Annotated in this window: 21 protein-coding genes; 7 read left to right on the top strand and 14 right to left on the bottom strand. The window is 41.2% G+C overall.

Annotation, left to right across the window (positions count from 1 at the left end; genetic code table 11):
• Positions 1-12: 12 nt before the first annotated feature.
• The 7 genes from purH to AC4CU2_RS06065 all read right to left on the bottom strand — a co-directional run bounded on the left by purH (position 13) and on the right by AC4CU2_RS06065 (position 6,565).
• A complete protein-coding gene (gene purH / locus AC4CU2_RS06035) occupies positions 13-1,587 on the bottom strand; it encodes a bifunctional phosphoribosylaminoimidazolecarboxamide formyltransferase/IMP cyclohydrolase (RefSeq protein ID WP_005400665.1) in 1,575 nt (524 codons plus the stop codon).
• A 90-nt stretch (positions 1,588-1,677) separates the two neighbouring features.
• A complete protein-coding gene (gene fis, locus AC4CU2_RS06040) occupies positions 1,678-1,947 on the bottom strand; it encodes a DNA-binding transcriptional regulator Fis (RefSeq protein ID WP_001086304.1) in 270 nt (89 codons plus the stop codon).
• Positions 1,948-2,327: 380 nt separating this feature from the next.
• Positions 2,328-3,227: an MJ0042-type zinc finger domain-containing protein gene (locus AC4CU2_RS06045; RefSeq protein WP_490768441.1), complete on the bottom strand. Its 900-nt coding sequence runs from the start codon at positions 3,225-3,227 to the stop codon at positions 2,328-2,330.
• An 18-nt stretch (positions 3,228-3,245) separates the two neighbouring features.
• Positions 3,246-4,148, bottom strand: coding sequence for a 50S ribosomal protein L11 methyltransferase (prmA, locus tag AC4CU2_RS06050; protein WP_004696394.1), 903 nt, complete (start codon positions 4,146-4,148; stop codon positions 3,246-3,248).
• A gap of 114 nt (positions 4,149-4,262) precedes the next feature.
• Positions 4,263-5,144 carry a bile acid:sodium symporter family protein gene (locus AC4CU2_RS06055; protein WP_039890107.1) on the bottom strand — a complete coding sequence of 294 codons (882 nt, stop codon included), beginning with the start codon at positions 5,142-5,144 and terminating at the stop codon, positions 4,263-4,265.
• Positions 5,145-5,188: 44 nt separating this feature from the next.
• On the bottom strand, positions 5,189-6,076 hold the full coding sequence (locus AC4CU2_RS06060) for a bile acid:sodium symporter family protein (protein WP_490768442.1): 888 nt from the start codon (positions 6,074-6,076) through the stop codon (positions 5,189-5,191).
• Positions 6,077-6,214: 138 nt separating this feature from the next.
• A complete protein-coding gene (locus AC4CU2_RS06065) occupies positions 6,215-6,565 on the bottom strand; it encodes a hypothetical protein (protein WP_159128416.1) in 351 nt (116 codons plus the stop codon).
• Between the two features lie 253 nt (positions 6,566-6,818).
• On the opposite strand from AC4CU2_RS06065, the gene mnmG reads away from it, so the two are divergent.
• Positions 6,819-8,699, top strand: coding sequence for a tRNA uridine-5-carboxymethylaminomethyl(34) synthesis enzyme MnmG (gene mnmG, locus AC4CU2_RS06070; protein ID WP_087012274.1), 1,881 nt, complete (start codon positions 6,819-6,821; stop codon positions 8,697-8,699).
• Between the two features lie 94 nt (positions 8,700-8,793).
• Positions 8,794-10,602: a tetratricopeptide repeat protein gene (locus AC4CU2_RS06075; RefSeq protein WP_490768443.1), complete on the top strand. Its 1,809-nt coding sequence runs from the start codon at positions 8,794-8,796 to the stop codon at positions 10,600-10,602.
• A 435-nt stretch (positions 10,603-11,037) separates the two neighbouring features.
• Here AC4CU2_RS06075 and AC4CU2_RS06080 read toward each other — a convergent pair whose 3' ends face one another.
• Positions 11,038-12,039 (bottom strand): helix-turn-helix transcriptional regulator, encoded by a 1,002-nt coding sequence (locus AC4CU2_RS06080; protein WP_490768444.1) that lies wholly within the window; start codon positions 12,037-12,039, stop codon positions 11,038-11,040.
• A 239-nt stretch (positions 12,040-12,278) separates the two neighbouring features.
• Between AC4CU2_RS06080 and AC4CU2_RS06085 the strand changes: the two genes are divergently transcribed.
• Genes AC4CU2_RS06085 through AC4CU2_RS06105 form a run of 5 tightly spaced genes read left to right on the top strand, consistent with a single transcriptional unit; the run spans position 12,279 to position 16,465 of the window.
• Complete coding sequence (locus AC4CU2_RS06085) at positions 12,279-13,829, top strand: circularly permuted type 2 ATP-grasp protein (RefSeq protein ID WP_279736141.1); 1,551 nt, start codon at positions 12,279-12,281, stop codon at positions 13,827-13,829.
• A 25-nt stretch (positions 13,830-13,854) separates the two neighbouring features.
• Entirely contained in the window at positions 13,855-14,457 is a 603-nt protein-coding gene (locus AC4CU2_RS06090) for an alpha-E domain-containing protein (protein ID WP_004982053.1), read from the top strand.
• On the top strand, positions 14,454-15,233 hold the full coding sequence (locus tag AC4CU2_RS06095; protein ID WP_490768445.1) for a transglutaminase family protein: 780 nt from the start codon (positions 14,454-14,456) through the stop codon (positions 15,231-15,233). The genes AC4CU2_RS06090 and AC4CU2_RS06095 overlap by 4 nt, the downstream gene beginning before the upstream one ends.
• Positions 15,234-15,257: 24 nt before the next feature.
• Entirely contained in the window at positions 15,258-15,992 is a 735-nt protein-coding gene (locus AC4CU2_RS06100) for a proteasome-type protease (protein WP_176537901.1), read from the top strand.
• A gap of 47 nt (positions 15,993-16,039) precedes the next feature.
• Positions 16,040-16,465, top strand: coding sequence for a BLUF domain-containing protein (locus tag AC4CU2_RS06105; RefSeq protein ID WP_039890155.1), 426 nt, complete (start codon positions 16,040-16,042; stop codon positions 16,463-16,465).
• 32 nt (positions 16,466-16,497) lie between these two features.
• Here AC4CU2_RS06105 and alr read toward each other — a convergent pair whose 3' ends face one another.
• The 6 genes from alr to AC4CU2_RS06135 all read right to left on the bottom strand — a co-directional run bounded on the left by alr (position 16,498) and on the right by AC4CU2_RS06135 (position 21,314).
• Positions 16,498-17,568 carry an alanine racemase gene (alr, locus tag AC4CU2_RS06110; RefSeq protein ID WP_490768446.1) on the bottom strand — a complete coding sequence of 357 codons (1,071 nt, stop codon included), beginning with the start codon at positions 17,566-17,568 and terminating at the stop codon, positions 16,498-16,500.
• Between the two features lie 47 nt (positions 17,569-17,615).
• Positions 17,616-19,061 carry a replicative DNA helicase gene (dnaB, locus tag AC4CU2_RS06115; protein ID WP_004696432.1) on the bottom strand — a complete coding sequence of 482 codons (1,446 nt, stop codon included), beginning with the start codon at positions 19,059-19,061 and terminating at the stop codon, positions 17,616-17,618.
• A gap of 272 nt (positions 19,062-19,333) precedes the next feature.
• Positions 19,334-19,780: a 50S ribosomal protein L9 gene (gene rplI / locus AC4CU2_RS06120; protein ID WP_004696433.1), complete on the bottom strand. Its 447-nt coding sequence runs from the start codon at positions 19,778-19,780 to the stop codon at positions 19,334-19,336.
• Positions 19,781-19,789: 9 nt separating this feature from the next.
• Entirely contained in the window at positions 19,790-20,017 is a 228-nt protein-coding gene (gene rpsR / locus AC4CU2_RS06125; protein WP_004278792.1) for a 30S ribosomal protein S18, read from the bottom strand.
• Between the two features lie 11 nt (positions 20,018-20,028).
• A complete protein-coding gene (gene rpsF / locus AC4CU2_RS06130; RefSeq protein ID WP_004696436.1) occupies positions 20,029-20,415 on the bottom strand; it encodes a 30S ribosomal protein S6 in 387 nt (128 codons plus the stop codon).
• Between the two features lie 143 nt (positions 20,416-20,558).
• The gene (locus AC4CU2_RS06135; RefSeq protein ID WP_490768447.1) at positions 20,559-21,314 is read right to left on the bottom strand and encodes a DUF3142 domain-containing protein; all 756 of its coding nucleotides are present in this window, start codon (positions 21,312-21,314) and stop codon (positions 20,559-20,561) included.
• Positions 21,315-21,317: the final 3 nt, after the last annotated feature.

A 21,317-nucleotide genomic window follows, 5' to 3' on the forward strand; every position in this document is an offset into this window, starting at 1 on the left:
TGCATCTATCACTTAGTGACGGAAGTGGCGCATGCCCGTAAAGACCATTGCAATACCTGCTTCATCTGCAGCAGCAATGGTTTCTTCATCACGCATAGAACCGCCTGGTTGGATAATACATTTAATACCTGCTTTTGCTGCATTATCAATACCATCGCGGAATGGGAAGAATGCATCAGATGCCATTACAGCACCTTCAACCACTAAGCCTGCGTGCTCCGCTTTAATCGCAGCAATACGCGCTGAGTTAACACGGCTCATTTGACCTGCGCCTACACCAATGGTTTGACGACCTTTAGCATAAACAATGGCATTTGATTTCACGTATTTCGCAACTTTCCATGCAAAAATTAAGTCATCAATTTCAGCATCCGTTGGTGCGCGTTTCGTCACGACTTTTAAATCATCTTTGGTGATCATGCCTAAGTCTTGGTCTTGAACCAATAAACCACCATTGACGCGTTTATAGTCCAATTGTGGCGCACGCTCATCAAGTGCAGGTAATTCACCACAAACGAGAACACGAACATTTTTCTTCGCACCCGTGATTTCAAGTACGCCTTCAGCAATGCTTGGCGCAATGATAACTTCAACAAACTGACGGTCAACAATCGCTTGTGCAGTTGCAACATCTAATTCACGGTTGAATGCAATGATGCCGCCGAAAGCTGATTCAGGATCTGTTGCATAAGCCAAGTCATATGCCGCTTGAATACCATCAAAAGACACCGCAACACCACATGGGTTGGCATGTTTAACGATGACACAAGCAGGTTTTGCAAATGATTTCACACATTCAAGTGCGGCATCTGTATCTGCAATGTTGTTATAAGAAAGTTCTTTACCTTGAAGTTGTTTCGCTGTTGAAACAGATGCTTCAGTTGCTGTGCTTTCTACATAGAATGCTGCTGACTGATGCGGGTTTTCACCATAACGCAAGTCTTGAGCTTTATTTAACTGTGTATTGAAGGTACGTGCAAACTTGTCTGCTTGACCTTCTTCCTTGCCTACGCGAGCGCCTAGGTAAGAAGCAATCATGCCGTCATACTGTGCTGTATGTTCAAATGCTTTAACGGCTAAGTCAAAACGAGTTTCGTAAGACAAAGCACCATTTGCTTTTAGCTCAGCAATAACAGTGTCATAGTCTGTAGCATTGACCACAATACCGACAGAAGCATGGTTTTTCGCAGCAGCACGCACCATGGTTGGGCCGCCGATGTCGATATTTTCAATCGCATCCGCAAGTGAGCAGTTTGGTTTAGCGACTGTTGCAGCAAATGGGTAAAGGTTTACAACCACAAGATCGATCGCATCGATATTGTGTTCAGCCATCACAGCTTCGTCTAGACCGCGACGAGCTAAGATACCACCATGAATTTTCGGGTGTAGCGTTTTTACACGACCATCCATCATTTCTGGGAAACCCGTATGCTCTGAAACTTCAACTACAGCGATATTGTTGTCTTTTAACAACTTATATGTACCGCCAGTAGATAAAATTTCTACCCCTAGAGCAACAAGGTTTTGAGCGAACTCAACAATGCCAGTTTTATCGGAAACAGAGATTAAAGCGCGTTTAATGGTCATGATCTTCGTCACAGTTATCAAGAATTAAAACAAAAAGCCAAAAATAGCAGGTAAAAAAAATGCCCGCGGAAGCCGCAAGCATTTTATCATTTATTCACTCATTAAACCGTGAGCTTTCAACTTTTTACGTAAAGTTCCACGGTTAAGTCCTAGAATCTCAGCAGCACGTGTTTGGTTACCGCGGGTATATTCTAAAACTACAGATAGAAGAGGTTTCTCCATTTCTGCCAGCACCATGTCGTAGACCTGAGATGGTTGCTCGCCTTGCAGTTGTGCAAAATAGTGGCGAACTGCGCGATCTACGTGAATACGAAGAGCGACATCAGACTGTGCAGTAAAAATAGGAGATTTGCTATTCATGCGAAGTAATCCGAAAAATCTAAATATCACTTGGGTAAAGTGACATATATAAAGTGGTCTAAAATTAAAATGAACTTCGTTTTAGATCCTAAAACGACTAGTTCTAAAACTGTACATTTAGCATGCCACAATATCGCTAAGTTGGTCGAAATATAAGCGTAACAATAGTTAAATATTTGTTACCGACCTTTTTTAAACAAAAAAATCTGCTCAATACGCGATATTTCGATAACGCGCATTTTTGCTGATGTTCTATTTGTATTAAAAGACTGAGGAGATTGCAGCACTAAGCTTTTGTGGCGCGTATCATACCATTGTCTAAGAAAAAGTGAGCAAGAAAACTGCATTTTTTTTCACTTTTTTTACATTTTTTTTAAATTTTAGGGCTGGACTATTTCTAAACTGTAATGATTGAAGCTTTTACGGCTGACTGGCAAGCTAAATTTGAATTTGAACGGACTATTTTTAGGAATTCGTTTGATTCCAACCAGACTATCAATCAAATATTCATTTGCATGTAGTTGATAGGTTGAATCGACTTCACCATCCACTTTTAAAATGACCTTAAGATCTGGTAAGGGAAGACTGGTGTCATGATAGTTGATCAGTTCACCTGAAAATTGAGTTTTCTGTGCATCGAGACGTTTTACTTTTAATTTATTAATGCTGATCAGACTGTAACGTTCTTGTAGGCTGCTACAGTTCAGTACGAGACAAATTTTATTATAGGTTGCACCTAATGCGGGGCTGTTATTGAGGATATGTGGGTTAAACCATAAGTATTGGAAACACAATAATGCCAATAAGCTGAAGTTAATCATACCCCAAAGCATATAGTACATCGGGCTTTTTTGCGGTTTCGCTGGATTGTTGTCTGCCAAATTCATGGCAGGATAGTTACCAATCGGGTCAGTACTAAAATAGTTTAAATTGTTTAAATAAGTTTTGAGGTCAATGTTGGAGTGCTCAACTTTCAGGTTGAAAATATCAAGCAAATTTGATGTCGACATTGAAAGTGCAGCAGATTGTGATAAATCAAAATGAATGCTGTCTACACGAGGAGAGGAAAATGCTGAATTTGAAGACATGCTCATGTCATTCTGATTCGACGATCTTTCCTCACCTGTGTCAAAAGTATGATCCGTGGTTAAATGCGAGAGTGCATTAAAGGTCATCGAACACTTTGGGCAACAAACCATACCTTGCGCAACAGTGAGTTGTGCAACACTTACTTTGTAGATGGTTAGACATTTAGGGCAAGAGGTTTGTTTGTCGCTCATAGTGTATTAAGGGTTCATTTAAAGGGTGTGGCGTTTACCCGAGATTCGGCACCAGTTTTCATCACGTTTCTCGACCTCTAATATATCAAAAAACTCAGAATAAACACTAGAAACATCAGAAACTTGCTCTTCAATTACACCTGCAAGTGCGAACTCTCCCTCAGATTTGACTAAAGTTGCGAATTCAGGCGCTAACATCATGAGCGGGCCTGCTAAAATATTTGCAACAAAGACATCTGCTTTTTGGTCAGCCAGCTCTAAATTGAACTCGTCTGGTAAGCCGACATAAAGGTTCTCAGCCACGCCATTGAGCGCCGCATTTTGTTCAGTGGCTAAAATTGCTTGTGGATCAATATCTGTGGCATAGACTTTTTTTGCACCAAGGAGTAGAGCAGCAACACCTAAAATACCTGAACCGCAACCATAGTCGATCACGATTTTATCTTTAACATCAGTTTTACCTAACCACTGCAGGCAAAGAAAAGTAGATGCATGGTTCCCCGTACCAAACGCTAAGCCTGGATCAAGTTTAATGTTCACTGCATCCGGTTCTGGTGCTTCCATCCATTCAGGCACAATCCAGTATTTATCAGCAATTTGAATCGGTTCGTAGGCATCCATCCATGTGCGTTCCCATTCTTGGTCTTCAAGAAATTCGCTACGCATCGGTGCATCAGGCATTTGAGTGCGAATAAAAGTTTCTAATGCATTGACATCAATTTCTTCGTCGTCTTCTTGCGCATAGATACCCGTCACAATGACTTTATTCCAAAGTGGCGTTTCACCTGGAAGTGGTTCAAGTAAGTCTTGGTTTTCTGCATCATCTAATGTGACACTGACTGCACCCAAAGATTCTAAAAGGGTTTCAGTAAAATCGACTTGCGCTTGATCAACCGTAATATGAATTTGTAGCCACTTCACAGGAATAACCTAATATTTATGTATAAATAAATATTGTAGCGGAACGGGGGGCGGTTCGACAGCATTCCTCAAAATAAAAAAGGATGCCGAAGCATCCTTAGACCTATATCAGTTCTAGGCTTGTTCTGTGCTGGTTTGAACCGATGGGGCATACCGGTTGAGTAATGTCCCAAAGATGGCAGCAAAGATATACATAAAAATAGAATAGACAGCTGCGGGCATGGCGATGGTGGTACTGGCCATCACGGTGAGTGCAATGGTCATGGCAAGGGTGCTGTTATGAATGCCAATTTCAAATGCACAAGCCCGTGCTTGAGCACTGTTGATCCCGAGTAGTCTCGGTACAAAATAACCAATCATTAAACTACAAATACAGAAAATGACTGTGGCTAAACCGACCTGAGTCAGATACTCCAGAATATGTGCGCGTTCTTTGGCTATTGCGCCAACAATGATTAAGACTAAAAACACAACAGAAAAAATACGTAATGGCTTATTCAGCTTCTTGGTAAAAGAGGGTGCATAGTGGCGAATCAGCATACCAATGCAGACAGGGATAAGAATAATTGAGAAAACCTGTAAGATTTTACTAAACTGCATACTGACGTGTTGTCCATCCTGCATAAAGTACTGAATGGCAAAGTTGACAATTAGCGGTAAGGTAAACGCTGCAATAACGGAGTTAATGGCTGTTAAGGTAATATTGAGCGCAATATCACCTTTAAACAAATAGCTAAATAAATTTGCAGTACTGCCACCAGGAGAAGCTGCTAAAAGCATTAAGCCGACGGCAAGCAGTGGCGGTAAGTTGAGTACTTTGCAAATTACAAAGGCAATCCCAACAAGAAGTACCAATTGACAAAATAAAGCAACCAATACTGCTTTGGGATGCTTGCTCACACGTGCAAAATCCTTCGGGGTTAACTCTAAGCCCAAGCCAATCATGATGATGGCAAGAGCTAGGGGTAACATAATAGTTATCATTCCTGAATCCATAGGTGTATATTCTCCTTAAAATTATATAAATCATGACCGTGAAATTATTCAGCTGCGGTCTCTTTCTTCAAAAATAAACTGTCATTTCTTCGCGAGATTAATAGGCCTAATAACGCAGCAAATACAAACATGAAAATAGAATAAATACCGGCAGGAATGGCCATGGCGGTGTTGCCTAAGACTGACAGGGCGACCGTAATGGCAAGTGCGGTGTTGTGAATGGTGATCTCAAAAGAGCAGGTTAAGGCTTGTTTTTCTGGAATATTGGCAAGATGTGGCACAAAAAAACCAATAAACATGCTACAGAAGCAGAATAAGGCTACGGCAGGCCCAATCTCAAACACATATTCAACAAAATTATGTCGCTCTAAGTACAGTGCGAGAAAAAAGATAAAAAGAAGACAGCTTGCAGATAAAATACGCATTGGGCGGTTTAATCTGTCGGCAAGTTTTGGAAAGTAATAACGTAAAAACATGCCCATACTGACTGGAAGTAGAGTAATGAAAAATACCTTAATCATTTTCATGGCGGGCATGTCAACGGGTTGTGATGTCTGTAGAAAGTACATCAGTGAAAAATTAATAATAAATGGCAGGGTTAGTGTGGAAATGATGGAGTTCGTGGCTGTAAGAGTAATGTTGAGCGCAACATCACCTTTAAATAAATAGGTCAATAGGTTTGACGTTGGCCCACCTGGTGAAGCTGCAACGAGCATCAAACCAATCGCGAAAATAGGCGCTAAATTTAAAAACTGGCAAATGAGGAACGCAATGCCCACCAGTAGAACTAACTGTGAAAATAGAGCGATGAAAATGACTTTGGGGTGCAGTGTGAGGCGATAAAAATCAGCTGGGCGTAGGTGTAAACCAAGACCCATCATCATCAAGGCCAAAGTCAAAGGCAAAAAAACTGTAAACAATTCCGAATCCATGGAATACCTTTTTTTATTCGTTTTTATCTTTTGTGTTTTTGAGTGTATACAGAATTCAATAATTTACAAGGTAGAAAAAAGGGTAAAAAATGGACTATTTTTTACCCTCAATACAGCATGAACTTTAAGTTGTTTTGATTACATTCTTGGTTTAGGTGCTACAAAACCAAGGGCGCATTTACCTTTGATTTCTTTACCTTCGATATTGATTGATGTCGCATTAGAGTCACCTTGACAAATACTGGTTAACTCAGCTTCATCACCATGAATATTGGCATTTTTTGAGCTTGGGAAAAATTGGGTTTCACAGGTACCATTCCAAATAATGCCTCGATAGGCAAAACTAACCGCTGTTCCTTGTGACTTGCCTTTACAGACTTGTTGATAACGTTGACTGTCATAAACCTTTTCAACTTTGTCGTTGGCTGATACAAAAGGCGAAAAAAATAAACCGCAGAGAATGGATGAAAAAAGAATTTTCTTATTCATAATGCTTACCTTTGGTTGTTGTATGATCAACTTATAGGATAAAAAATGATCAAATTAATACAAGGCTTTTCAGGTAACAAAACGCATCCTTTGTTGAGTTTTTGCTACTGCTCTGCAAGTAAAATTACATAAACCTAGCGCTGGCGCAGTAACCACAGCACTGCATATACAATAAATTCCACGGAATCTGTGAACTTACAATCGAAAATTTGCTATAATCTTTCGTTATCATTTTTTAATCTCCTTTACCACTATGCATTATCCTAAAGTTTACGATGTCATTGTTATCGGCGGCGGTCACGCAGGTACAGAAGCAGCATTGGCTGCGGCACGTATGGGGCGACAGACTTTACTCTTAACTCATAATATTGAGACTTTAGGGCAGATGAGCTGTAATCCAGCAATTGGTGGTATTGGTAAATCGCATTTGGTGCGTGAAATTGATGCCTTGGGCGGTGCAATGGCATTGGCTGCCGATAAAGGTGGTATTCAGTTCCGTATCCTAAACTCACGTAAAGGTGCTGCCGTTCGTGCAACACGTGCACAGGCAGACCGTATTCGCTATAAAGCCGCGATTCGTGACACTTTAGAAAACCAAGCAAATCTCGATATTTTCCAACAAGCCGCAGACGACCTGATTGTTGAGGGTGATACTGTAAAGGGCGTTGTAACTCAAACGGGTATTCGCTTTGATGCGAAAACAGTTGTACTCACCGCAGGGACGTTCTTGGGTGGTGTAATCCACGTTGGTCTTGAAAAATCAAGTGGCGGCCGTGCAGGTGATCCACCTTCAATTTCACTGGCACACCGTTTACGTGAATTGAATTTGCCCGTGGGTCGTTTAAAGACAGGTACGCCACCACGTATTGATGCGCGTTCGGTTGATTTTTCTGTGATGATTCCACAGCCGGGAGACTTTCCATCACCGACTATGTCATTCATGGGTGATGCATCTATGCACCCTGAACAAGTGAATTGTTATATTACACATACCAATGAAAAAACCCATGACATCATCCGCGGCGGTTTAGACCGTTCACCGATGTACACTGGTGTTATTGAAGGTGTGGGCCCACGTTACTGCCCATCCATTGAAGACAAAATTCACCGCTTTGCCGATAAAGACTCACACCAAGTGTTCTTAGAGCCTGAAGGTTTAGATACACATGAGCTTTATCCAAATGGTATTTCAACTTCACTTCCGTTTGATGTGCAGTTTGAGCTGGTTCGTTCAATTCGCGGGATGGAAAATGCGCACATTTTACGTCCGGGCTATGCTATTGAATACGATTATTTCAACCCGCAAGCGTTGAAGTTTACTTTAGAAACCAAAGCTATTAATAACTTGTACTTTGCCGGTCAAATCAATGGTACGACAGGTTATGAAGAAGCGGGTGCGCAAGGTCTACTAGCAGGCTTAAATGCTGCGCGTCGTGCGTGGGATCAAGAGCAATGGACACCAAAACGTGATGAAGCCTATATGGGCGTATTGGTGGATGACTTGATTACGCTCGGTACGAAAGAACCGTACCGTATGTTTACTTCACGTGCCGAATATCGTTTGATGTTGCGTGAAGACAATGCGGATCAACGCTTAACGCCAGTGGGTCGTGAAATGGGCTTGGTAGATGATGTGCGTTGGGCAGCTTACTGTGAAAAAATGGAAGCCGTTGAACAAGAAACTGGTCGCTTACAACACCTTTGGGCTGCACCAAATAACCCGATGGGTAAAAAGTTTGTCGAAATGACAGGTGCGGATTTATCGAAAGAGTGTTCTGCGATTGATTTGTTAAAACGTCCGAATATTTCATTTGCTCAAATTGCGGAGCTCACAGGTTCTGAAGTCTCTGCACAAGTGGGCGATCAAATTGAAATTGCGGTGAAATATGCAGGTTATATTAACCGTCAGCATGAAGATGTCGCGCAAATGAAGCGTTTGGAAGAAACCAAAATTCCTGCTGATTTTAATTATGATGTGGTTTCAGGTTTATCTCGTGAAATTACTTTAAAATTGAAAGATGTACGCCCTGAGACACTGGCACAAGCAAATCGTATTCCGGGGGTAACACCTGCAGCAGTGCAATTGATCATGATTACGATCCGTAAAAATGCACAAGCGAAAAAGTCTGCTTAATATTTGAAAGTTATTGAAAAAGTCCGCTTTATGCGGGCTTTTTTTTGGGTAAAATCTGTGCAGGGGAAATATACAATAAAAAATAAGGTAAATTATGTCATTACATTATAAAAGTGGAGAAGAGATTCGCGCGGGTGATGTGGTTATCTGGCTCAATCAAAGTGGTGAGTTTTATCAATTTGATCAAGCCATTATGAAAGTTTGGGAGGTTGCTAAAACCAATGATAGAGAGTTGGTTGGGGTAAATTTAATGCCACCAGAAGCAGAATCTCCTATGCAGATGCTGAGAGCTTTGGTTCGACCCGAAGATCCTGAGCCATCTTCTGACATTGTGAAAATGAAAGATGTTCCGGGACTCTATACCATTACACGATGGTTTCTACCCATTGAGCAAGTGTCTAAAAGTTTGGGATTGATTGAACGTATTGAGTATTTTTCTGAGCATGAAACAGGTCATGGAGCATTAATCCTTCAATTAATTAGAAGTAAAGCCGAGCAACATCGGGGTATTTATCAATATTATTTGGCAGATCAAGCCTATCAAGAGCGTGAGTTTCAGCTCTATATTGATTTACTACGTCAATCTGCTCAGTCGGGTTATACCCCTGCGATGTGTCAGTTAGCGCAGCAATTATTCATTGGTGGAATTTTACAAAAAAGTCTGGAAGGAAGTTTTAACTGGTATCGAGAAGCTGCATCCAAAATGGATAGCATAGCGCTATATCAGTTGGCGGGATGCTATGCACGAGCTCATGGCACCGAACAAGATTTACAAAAAAGTTTGCAGCTCTTGGAGCAGTCCTCTGAACAAGGTTGTTGGGCAGCCACATTGGGGTTGGCGGCTTATTATCGTTTTGGCTGGTTAACGTGTTTCTTGGTAAATTCAGTTTATCAGAATTATGGCGTGGTGAGCGAACATGTGATTCACTCGGCACGAGCATTTTATCTTTATCATCGAATCTCGTCACAAGCGCCCGAAACTGAAAAAGGTGTTTTGGCAAATGCTTATTATCATTTAGGCTGGATGTATCAAGATGGTATTGGGACTCAACAAGACTACGAGCAATGTGTCTATTGGTATCAAAAGTCTGCTGATCTGGGTAATCCCGTTGCGATCAATAATTTAGCGGATAAGTATGAGCATGGTTTAGGTGTACCACTTGATTTAGATATGGCAATTGGACTGTATCAACAAGTAGCAGGTCAGGTCATAGCGGCAGATTTAAGTTTGGGGCGTATGTATGTAGAAGGGCGAGGTGTTGAGCAAGATTTCGAATTGGCTCGAAAACATTTAAATGTCGTACTGGATGCGCGTATCAGTGGGATAGATGAGATGCAGGCAGAAGCAATGCAATTAATCGCATCCTTTACTGAAGAAAGTCCACTGCAACAGGCTCAACATGTTCTCAAAAATGCACGGGACTACTCAATTGATCAGGTTAATGAACAAATCCGAAAGATTGATTCATTTCTGCATATGGATGAAGCCAAACAACTATTCTTCAAACTATTTTTACTGAATGCCCAAAAAGGAGAAGCTTCCTCACAGTATCAAGTGGGTTATTGGTATTTAAATGGCTTGTACACTGAGAAAAATTTGGAAGAAGCCGTGTATTGGATTCAAAAAGCGGCTGATCAGAAAGACCAATATGCGGAATGTAAAATTGGTTATTTGTATGAAAAAGGGCTCTATTTTAATACCGATTTAGATGTTGCACAAAAATGGTATGAGCGCTCATTACGAAAACCTTGTACATCGTATACGCCTGAATATATCGGAGAGCAGTTGAATCCTGAGTATTTAAAAATGTATGACAGAATCAATAATGAAGCACTCAAGGGATTGGTGCGTATTGAAGAAAAGCGGCCTAAACGTAGCAAGTGGCAATTTTGGAAGAAATAAAAGCGGATGATTTGTAACGATTACTGTCGAAAGGTTCTTGCAATCCACATTTGAAATGCAAGGGGCTAATCATAAGCCTGCTGACCATAAGGCTGGCTTTTTGTTTTGGCAGATAAACAAAGCAAAAGAGTTGTTTAAGATAAAAACAGATAAAAATAGCCAATCATGTTATTTCACAAAAGTATCGCCATCTTTTAAATTGATTTTACGTTCTTAACATGAGGTCAACACCATGACGATGAAATCGATCCGTTTTAACAGTGGAGAACTTGCATGCCAATGCTAGTTTGTATCAATCACCAAAAACAGCGCACTTATCTTGGTTTAGGGGAGGCATTAAACCAAGATGAGCAATGAAAACGACAAACCCAAGCAATTCAAATATCTAATACCAAAAAGACTGTAAAGCCCCTAATACTTGGGGCTTTTTTTATTTTAGTCGGTGATGGTCTGATTAACTGCATCACGAACTTCTTTGGGTTCAATGTGACTAATTTTATGCCCAAAACTACGTAACCACCACACCAGTTGATTGGTAAAAGGTACGGTCGCATGAACCAAGATTTGCCCATTTCCAAGCGGTTCTAAAACCTGATTGGTGCTGAGTTTGGTTTCCTCCAAATACAGCGCATCTATTTCAGTCATAGTCAGGGTAAGTGCAACGGTTTCTGTAGGTTTTGAAAAGTCTACACGGAAACCTAATGCACCTGATTCGATGTATTCATCGATATCAAAATTGACTGGGTGTAAGGCACGTGTGTTTAAAACCGTCGCTGATTTGAAACGGTGCAGTGCAAAGGTTTGAATATCGGTTTTGTCGTGGCGCGTACAAATTAGATAAATAATTGCACCTTTTTGAACCAATGCCAGCGGGTTGAGGGTATAGATTTTTGCTTCAGCCGCTTGGTTTAAGCCTTGATAAACGCATTCCAGCTGTTTGTCTTGGAGTAGCCCTTCATAGATGGCTTGCTGTGCTGTTTTCTCCACAATCGGGGGAATCAGCGGTTGTGTCGCAGGCACAATGCGTACGCGGTTAATCCATTGGCGTACATTGTTTTGGGTCGATAGGCTACGACGTGCTAAGTCAAACCATGGGTTCATTTCTTCAATTAAGCTTGGTGGAAGTAGATGTTTAAGGTGTTCTTCAACCATCATAAACGTCACCGCCTGAGAGCTGGTCATGTGCGGTAAGCTTTGAATCGGGGCATCAGAACGCCAACGCCAACCTTGAGGTACAGCGCCATTGTTTTCAATCGGGAAGCGTTGAGAGATTTGATTTAAATCACGTTGAATGGTTCGCAAAGTAATATCGATGCCTTCACGTTGTAAAATCTCTTGCAGCTCTCGAGTCCCCATCCATTTTCCAGTGGAAAGACGAGACAAAATTTGCCATTGGCGATAGAGACTATTGGACGTTTCTTTTTCTTGTATAGACATAGTTTAATAAAATATAGGAGTCGAAATTACTTACTTGAATGTGAACACAATAAGAAAACTCATTCGTTTAAGCAAGCTTTGCTTGAAATTTTTCAGTTATATTTTTTGACACAACTTAATGCGAAATAGAATTGAAGCAATGTGTTTTTTATCGATTAATAAACAAAGCATCTTTAGAAATCCATGGCATAGATATTGCTACGTATGGGTTACATATCGATAACAATTGAGAGGTTTGTATGTTTAAAGAAGATAAAGATACAAATGTAAATAAGATGTTGGACGGATATAAGCTTAACTCTCCTGTATTAAATCCGATTCACTCTCATGATCGTCTATCGAGCCAGTCTGTTGGATTGTTTCATCAAATGACCTCGAATTTCTTTAATGAAATGACAGATGACCAAGCGATGTCTGGTGAGGCTTGTGCGCGTATTGAGCACTGGTTGTCACAGCATAGTGTAGAAGAACTCGAAGAACTGAACCAAATTGCCAAACAGCATTTTTTATATGAAGGTATTACGTTTACTGTATATGGTGAATCTGAGGGCATTGAGCGCACCATTCCTTATGATTTAATTCCACGTGTGATCGCTAAACAACAATGGAATAAAATCTCCCTTGGCTCTGCACAACGTGTGCGGGCTTTAAATCTATTTTTACATGATATTTACCATCAACAAGACATTCTCAAAGCTAAAATTATTCCAGAACTGCAAGTTTTGACGCATGAAGCTTATCAACCGCATATGTATGAGCACCGTTTAAAAGGTCAGATTTATAGCCAAATTAGTGGAATTGATATTATCCGTGATGGGCAGGGTGAGTTTTATGTACTTGAAGATAATTTAAGAACGCCATCGGGCGTATCTTATATGCTTGAAAGTCGTAAGATTAGTGAAAAACTTATGCCTGATTTGATGCAGAAGAACCATATTTTAGGCATAGAACAATACCCACAATTACTCAAAGAAATCTTGGCTGAAAATGCTTATGTCGATCAGCCTTTCATCGTGGTGTTGACACCGGGACGTTTTAATAGTGCCTATTATGAACATGCTTTTTTAGCCCGTGAAATGGATGTGCCTTTGGTGACATCGCGTGATTTGTTTGTAGAGCATGATAAAGTCTATGTCAAAACCATTCGTGGCCGTCAACGAGTAGATGTGATTTACCGACGTTTGGATGATGCTTATCTTGATCCGCTGTGCTTTATGCCGAATAGCACTTTAGGTGTCGCAGGGTTGATGTCAGCTTATCTGAGTCATAACGTGGTTATTGCGAATGCACCAGGCACAGGGGTTGCGGATGATAAATCGATTTATCCTTATGTCGACAAAATGATTCAGTTTTATTTAGGTGAAAAACCTATCTTAAAAAATGTTCCGACATATCAATGCCGTAACAAGCAAGACTTGGCTTATGTACTGGAGAACCTTGAGCAGTTAGTGGTCAAAGAGGCGCAAGGTTCGGGTGGGTATGGTATGCTGATTGGACCGCAAGCCTGTAAAAGTCAAATTGAGCAATTTAGAGATAAGCTCATGGCGACGCCGCATTTATATATTGCCCAGCCCACTTTAGAGCTTTCAGTCAGTCCAACCATGACTGAATCGGGTGTTTCTGAGCGTCATATTGACCTTAGACCGTTTGTGCTCAGTTCACCGTATCGTACCGAAATTGTCCCTGGCGGTTTAACACGTGTTGCGATGAAAGAAGGTTCGTTGGTGGTCAACTCATCCCAAGGAGGAGGAATTAAAGACACTTGGGTCGTGGAAAACTTACATTCATAAAATAAACAAATATGAGGGTAGAACTATGATTTTATTAAGCACCAATGCTGAAAATATTTTTTGGTTAGGGCGTTATTTAACACGTACTCAATATTTGTGTGCTCAGTTTCCTTTTACCCAAGACCAGCCTGCAATGGATTATGCGCATGCATTTTGTTTGCCTGCTTTTGATGCGTGCTCACTGAATGAGCTGATTTTAAACCCAAACAATCCTGCTTCATTTAACCAGCAATTTCAAAGCGCTAAGAGTAATGTTCAAGACTTGCGCGGGATTTTATCTGCAAAGGCATATGCGGAACTGAATCAATTTATCAAAAATGCCACTGAAAACACCGCCTATATTTGTGATGTGGTTGGAGAGTGTCAAGATGTGCTTGAGTCTGAAGCCAGTGATGTCTTTTTATTCTTTAGTTTGGGGCAAATGATTGAGCAGCTCGACCGTCAAATTCGCCTGAAACAGGATGCACAAAATACTTTAGTTGAAATAGAAAACATCGTCATGTTGTTAAAAGAAATGGGCTGGCTAAATTTGGCACAGGCTTGGCTAGAGCTCAAATCACAACCTGATGCGATGAATTTTTATCATTTTAGTGATTATATTCAACAATTGTTTGAGGTTGATGTATGAAACTTATGATCAATCATCAAACGCATTATCAATATAGTGAATTGGCCCTGAATAGCATTCAATATATCAAAATGACACCCACGAATAATTCACACCAAAAGGTATGTCACTGGCATGTGAGTGTGCCAGGAGAGCGTGAAGAAAAACGGGATGCCTTCCAAAATATTTGGATTACCAGTTCGCAACGTGAAGCGTATCAACAGCTGACCATAATGGCACAGGGCATTGTTGAAATTAATAGCTTGGCAGAACATGGCATCCAAGATCGTCTGAATCCCAATTTATTTTTACAACCGACGCCCAATACTCAGTGCAATGCCGAAATGAAGGCATTTGCACATCAGTATGTGCCTGAGCTGAATCGGGAAAATTTGATGAAACTGTCAGAAGCAGTTTTAGCGAATATTCCTTATGTACCTGCTGAAACCTCGGTACTCACTTCGGCAATCGATGCATTCAATGGGCAGCAAGGCGTATGTCAGGACCATAGTCATGTTTTTATTGCCATGTGTAAGCATCTTGGCTTACCGGTACGTTATGTATCGGGGTATTTGCATGTGCCTGAAACTTCACACCTCGCCAGTCACGCGTGGGCCGAGGTGTATATTGATGATGCATGGTATTGTTTTGATACCAGTAATCAATTGTTCAAACCACAGTCACATATCTATGTAGCTATTGGGCGCGATTATTGGGATGTGGCTCCCGTTCGTGGCGTACGTGAAAAAGGTGGGGTGGAATCGATGCATTCCATGGTACAAGTTTTAAGTTGTTAAGGTTTAGCTGAAAAAGGATGTTCTATGACCTATTGTTGTGCACTTCGTCTGCAAGATGGTTTGGTTTTTATAAGTGATACGCGTACGAATGCAGGTGTAGACCATATATCCGTGTTTAGGAAACTGTATACCTTTGGTGTGGAGGGTGAACGCTTTATTGCGATTCAAACCTCAGGAAACTTAGCAACGACCCAAGCGGTGATTGGGCATTTAAAAAATCATCTGGAGTTAAGCCAAGAACCGAATTTATATAGTGTCAATACCATGTTCGAAGCGGCTGAGTTGGTCGGGCACACTTTGAAAAAAGTCTTGGCGGATATGGCACCAGACACGCAAGAACAGAGTAATTACTACTGTAGCTTATTGGTCGGTGGACAAATTAAAGGGGCAGAAATGCAACTTTATAATATTTATCCGCAGGGGAATTTTATTTGTGCGACCAAAGATACGCCGTATTTTCAAATTGGTGAAAGTAAATATGGAAAGCCGATTCTAGATCGTGCATTACGGTATGACATGCCCTTAGCCGAAGCGGTGAAGTGTAGTTTGATTTCTTTTGATTCAACCTTACGTTCCAATGTTTCTGTCGGTTTGCCCTTAGATGCTTTGGTGTATACAAGAGATAGTTTACATATTCCAGTGGGTAAGCGGATTGATGAAGAAGATCCGTATTTTTCAAGCATCAGTAAGCAATGGTCGGATACCTTAAGAAAAGGATTACAAGAATTGGCAAAGCCGACGGATGACTATTTAGTATAAACGTGTTAGATGCTAAAAATAATGAAATCAATCAATTGGGGAAGTCTATGCGGCAAATTTGCTATGCAAGTACTTCAACTTCGGATCATGTACAGCTTCTTCAAGATGTTCGGGACATTTTAAGCGAAGCATGTGATTTTAATACAGTACATAATATTTCAGGCGTTCTTTATTATGCTGATCAGCATTATTTCCAGTGCTTAGAAGGGGATGAAGCTGCTTTAGAATTATTAATGTCGAAATTATTGAAAGACCCTAGACATAAAGATATTAAAGTCTTTGAGGCGAAAACGATTCACGCGGCACATTTTAGAGCTTGGGGCATGAAGTATGTGCAACGTATGAGTAGCGTACATACCAAAATGCGTGAGATGGGTTTTGCAAAATTTGAACCGCAGAGTATGAGTCAACAACAAATTGATCAGTTGTTACAAGACCTTTACGATGCCCAGTCTGATGAGAGTTTGTGTTGAAAAAAGCCCAAGTAGAACTTGGGCTTTTTTTGTTAGATTTGCTTACGTATAGGGCGATTACTTAACCGGCAAAGTAGCTCATAACCAATGGTTCCATTGGCTTCCGCAACATCGTCAACTAAGCGGTTTTCACCCCAGAGCTCAACCTTTGTACCGAGTTTGGCGTTTAAACCCGTCACATCGATAGCAATCATGTCCATTGCTACTCGGCCCACAACAGCTACTGCCTGACCATTTATAGCAACATAGTTTTGCTTTGAAAATGCACGTGGATAGCCATCTCCATAACCAATCGAAACAATGGCCAGTTCAGTTTCTTGGTTTGCGACAAAATGTGAACCATAGCCGACACCTTCACCTGCTTGAATGGTATTTAATGCAATAATTTCCGCCGTGAAGGTCATAACTGGCTTTAAGTCTAAGTCGTGTGCATTTTTATCGGCAAAAGGTGATGCACCGTAAAGCATGATGCCAGGACGAACAAAATCAAAATTAAGTTCAGGCCATTTAAAAATAGCAGCTGAGTTACAACATGAGGCTAGAATCGGTGAACAGGCTTCTTTGATGTGTAGAAATTGCGCACGTTGCTGCTCATTGAGTGGGTGATCCGCATCGGCATTGGCAAAGTGCATTGCCAGGACACATGTAAAGCCTTCTGCTTTTAAAGTGTTGATGACATCAATGATTTCAGCAACTTTAAAGCCTAAACGGTTCATACCGCTATTGAGTTTGACCCATACTTTAAGCTTTTGATCGATATACGCTGCTTTGTGTGAGATTAACCAATCGACTTGCTGTTGCTGATGAACCACACACTCGATATTTTGCTCAATGACGGTTTGCATTTCATCTGCTGAGAAAACACCTTCAATCAGGGTAATCGGCTGTTTAAAGCCGAGTTCACGAATCTCTAGTGCTTCTTCTAAACAGGCGACACCAAAGGCATCGGTTTCACTTAAGGCTGCTAAACATTCTTTGACTCCGTGTCCATAAGCATTGGCTTTGACCATGCTGACGATTTTCGCGTTTGGGGCAAGTTGTTTGACACGGTTTAAATTATATTGCAGCGCTTGGCTATCAATATAAACTGTTGCTTGACGCACCCTAATTACTCCTACAGGGTCATGGAAAGGCGACGATGAGGTTTTAATTATTCCTCATCATCGTACTGAGCATAAAACTCAGGGGATAAGTTACTAAAGCGGGTGTATTGGCCTTCAAAAGCAAGTCGAACGGTACCAATAGGGCCATTACGTTGTTTACCAATAATAATTTCGGCAGTGCCCGCTTCTTTGGATTCTTTGTTATAGACTTCATCACGGTAAATAAACATGATCAAGTCGGCGTCCTGCTCGATCGCACCGGATTCACGTAAGTCTGACATCACGGGACGCTTGTTGGGACGGTTCTCGAGGGAACGGTTAAGCTGCGATAGTGCAATCACAGGGCACATCATTTCTTTGGCAAGAGCTTTTAAGCTTCGTGAAATTTCCGAAATCTCACCGACACGGTTATCACCCATACCTGGCACTTTCATCAGCTGTAAGTAATCGACCATGATGCAGCCGAGCTTACCATCATGTTGTTTGGCAATACGACGTGCGCGTGCTCGAACTTCTGTAGGTGGAAGAGCAGAGGAGTCATCGATATAGAGCTTCTTCTCTTGCAGTTGCAAAATGGTACCCGTAACTTTTGACCATTCATCGCCATCGAGTTTACCTGAACGTAAATGGCCCTGATGGACTTTCCCGTAAGATGAAATCAAACGCATAGCGATGGAGTCGGCTGGCATCTCCATGGAGTAAACCAAGGCAGGTAGGTCATTATTAAACAGCACGCTTTCAACCAAATTCATGGCAAAGGTGGTTTTACCCATCGATGGACGCGCTGCAACAATAATCAAATCACCTGCTTGCATGCCCGAGGTTTTATTGTCGAGTTCAAGAAAGCCTGTGGTTAAACCCGTAATACTGCCTTCCATTTGCGACAGCTCATTCAGCTTATCAAAGACATCGGCCACAACTGTATTGATGGCTTTAGGCCCTTGAGCTTTGGCGTTGTTATTGTGTTGTTCTGCCAAGGAGAAAATATTGGTTTCGGCTAAATCTAAAATTTCACTGACGTTACGACCTTTGGTGTCATAGGCATTTTGTAAAATTTCAGAGCTGACCTTAATCATGCTACGCAAAGTCGAAAATTCTTTGATTTTAGTGGCATAAGTTTCCATGTTATAGAAACTAGACGGGGAGTCTGCCATCAATTGCATCAGGTACTCTTCACCACCAACCGCATCGAGTAGGTTTTGTGTGGTGAGCCAGTCATGGACTAAAACCGCATCATAGGGTGAGCTGTCTTTGGAGAGTTGCGCAATCGCACGAAAAATATATTTATGGCGCGTCGCATAAAAGTCATTTTCAGTCAGTACATCGCCAACTTGTTCAAAGGATTCAGCAACCGTCATTAAAGCGGCAAGTACGGCTTGTTCCAATGCTAAGTTATGCGGAGGTGTACGGAATTCTTTCAGTTGCCCTGACTCATTCGGTTTATTGTCTTGTTTCGATGAGCTCTTTTGAGCAGTGGCATTCGCCTGTGACATATAACGCCCTGATTTTTAATACAGTAAGAGGGATAACTTAAGATAAATTTCACTGTAAATTTGGAAAAAATTACAGCCATTTAACTCTATGCACTTTATCAAAAAATGCAGCTGCTGTGTGCTGAATTCAAGGCTTATGGATAAAACCCATAATATTCAAATTTGGCATTTTGTGGGGCAGACTGATGAAGTTTTAAGCTGAGCAATGAAACTACTTTTTCATAGAGATAAAAAAAAGAGCATGCAAAAGCATGCTCTTTTTTTGCAAGAAATTACTCAGATACGATAGTAACGAGAACTTCAGCAACAACATCATGGTGCAATTGGATTGCGATGTTGAATTCGCCAGTGTGACGAAGTGCACCGTTCGGTAAGCGAACTTCTGCACGGTCAACTTCAAGACCAGCATTTGTTAACGCGTCAGCGATATCACGAGTACCGATAGAACCGAATAGTTTACCTTCGTCACCAGCTTTCGCAGTGATTACGATGTTAACTTCGTCTAATTGGCTAGCACGTGCTTGAGCAGCAGCTAAAACATCAGCTTCAGCTTTCTCAAGTTCAGCGCGACGAGCTTCAAAAGCAGCAGTGTTAGCTTCAGTAGCAGCTACTGCTTGACCTTGAGGGATAAGGTAGTTGCGGCCGTAACCAGCTTTAACTGAAACTTTATCGCCTAATTTACCAAGGTTTTTAATGCGTTGTAATAAGATAATATCCACAGCTCAACCTCACTTATGATTGTCAGTGTAAGGGATCAAAGACAAGTAGCGAGCTTGTTTAATAGCAAGCGCTAATTGACGTTGGTAACGAGCTTTAGTACCTGTAATACGGCTAGGAACAATCTTGCCGTTTTCAGTGATGTACTGTTTTAAAGTGTCGATATCTTTGTAGTCGATGTACGTAACGTTCTCAGCTGTAAAGCGGCAGAACTTGCGACGACGGTAAAAACGTGCCATTGATGTTCTCCTTATGCTTCAGCAGAGTCTTGAGCTTGTTGTGCTTCTTCACGTTGAGCTTTACGCGCACGTTTTTCTTCAGCACTCTTAGCCAATAGTGACTCTTCAGTGATAGCGTTCTCACGACGGATGATAAGGCTACGAATAATTGCATCGTTGTAACGGAACAATTCTTCTAACTCATCAAGAGTAGTTTGACCACACTCAACATTCATAAGAATGTAGTGAGCTTTGTGGATCTTGTTGATTGGGTAAGCCAATTGACGACGGCCCCAGTCTTCAAGACGGTGAATTTGACCTTCAGCTTCTTTGATGTGAGTTAGGTAGCGTTCTACCATACCAACGACTTGATCGCTTTGATCAGGGTGTACTAAAAGTACGATTTCGTAATGACGCATTGTCAGCTCCTTACGGTTTAAACAGCCCCTAACAAAAAGTTGTTAGAAGCAAGGAGTCACAACCTAGGTTGTGTCGCATTAGATGCGAAGGGGGAATTTTAGAGACTTTGCTCGCCAAATTCAAGAACTTCTCTTAAAAAGCCCTAATTATTTTGAGGTTTTGAGCGTAAAAGGAAGACAACATAGCCTTTAAAGTTCGTATCATTTTCAAGCTTTGGCGGTCTATGCCACTCACCGTATTGAACGATGCCAATTTTATAAGGCAGTTTCAGTGCTGAAACTTTTTTTAGATAAGCTGCATAGTTGGGTATGGTGGTTGAACCTTGATAAGTTTGAATGACCAACTCGTCGATGGTGTTATTCAGGAGGTTTAAAGTCTCCTGATTTGTGACATTGGTCCAGTCCATTAAACCCGTGATACTGAGTTGATAGTGCTGCGGCAATTGTTTTCTTAATTGACTTAAGAATAGGGTATATTGGTGAATGTGTTTGGTTTTGGCATCGAAATCAATTTGTATGCCTTGAATATAATTCCCTGCATTTTCCCATTGCTGAACGCGTTTTAAAATTTGTGTAAGCTCTTGGCCTTGCCAGTCTAAATGATAATTACGAAAAACCAGCCACACCTTTTGCTGAGGAATCGTTAAGACGCTTACGCCTTGCGGTATGAGCTTAGAGTGATGTGTTTGGGAATCTAAACGGATTTCACCTTGTAAAATATAAAGTTCTTTAGCCGCATTTAGGTAAGGGGCAGATGAAATATTGCCCCAAATCCAAAATGCATCATAGTCTTCGGCATTTACCTGACCAGATGTTGAAGCTGACTGACTCGGCTGACAAGCCATGATGCTGAGCATACAGATCAGCGTCATAACAACGGAAAAAATCTGCTTCAACATATA

This window comes from Acinetobacter sp. 797_lipA, from assembly GCF_058243025.1.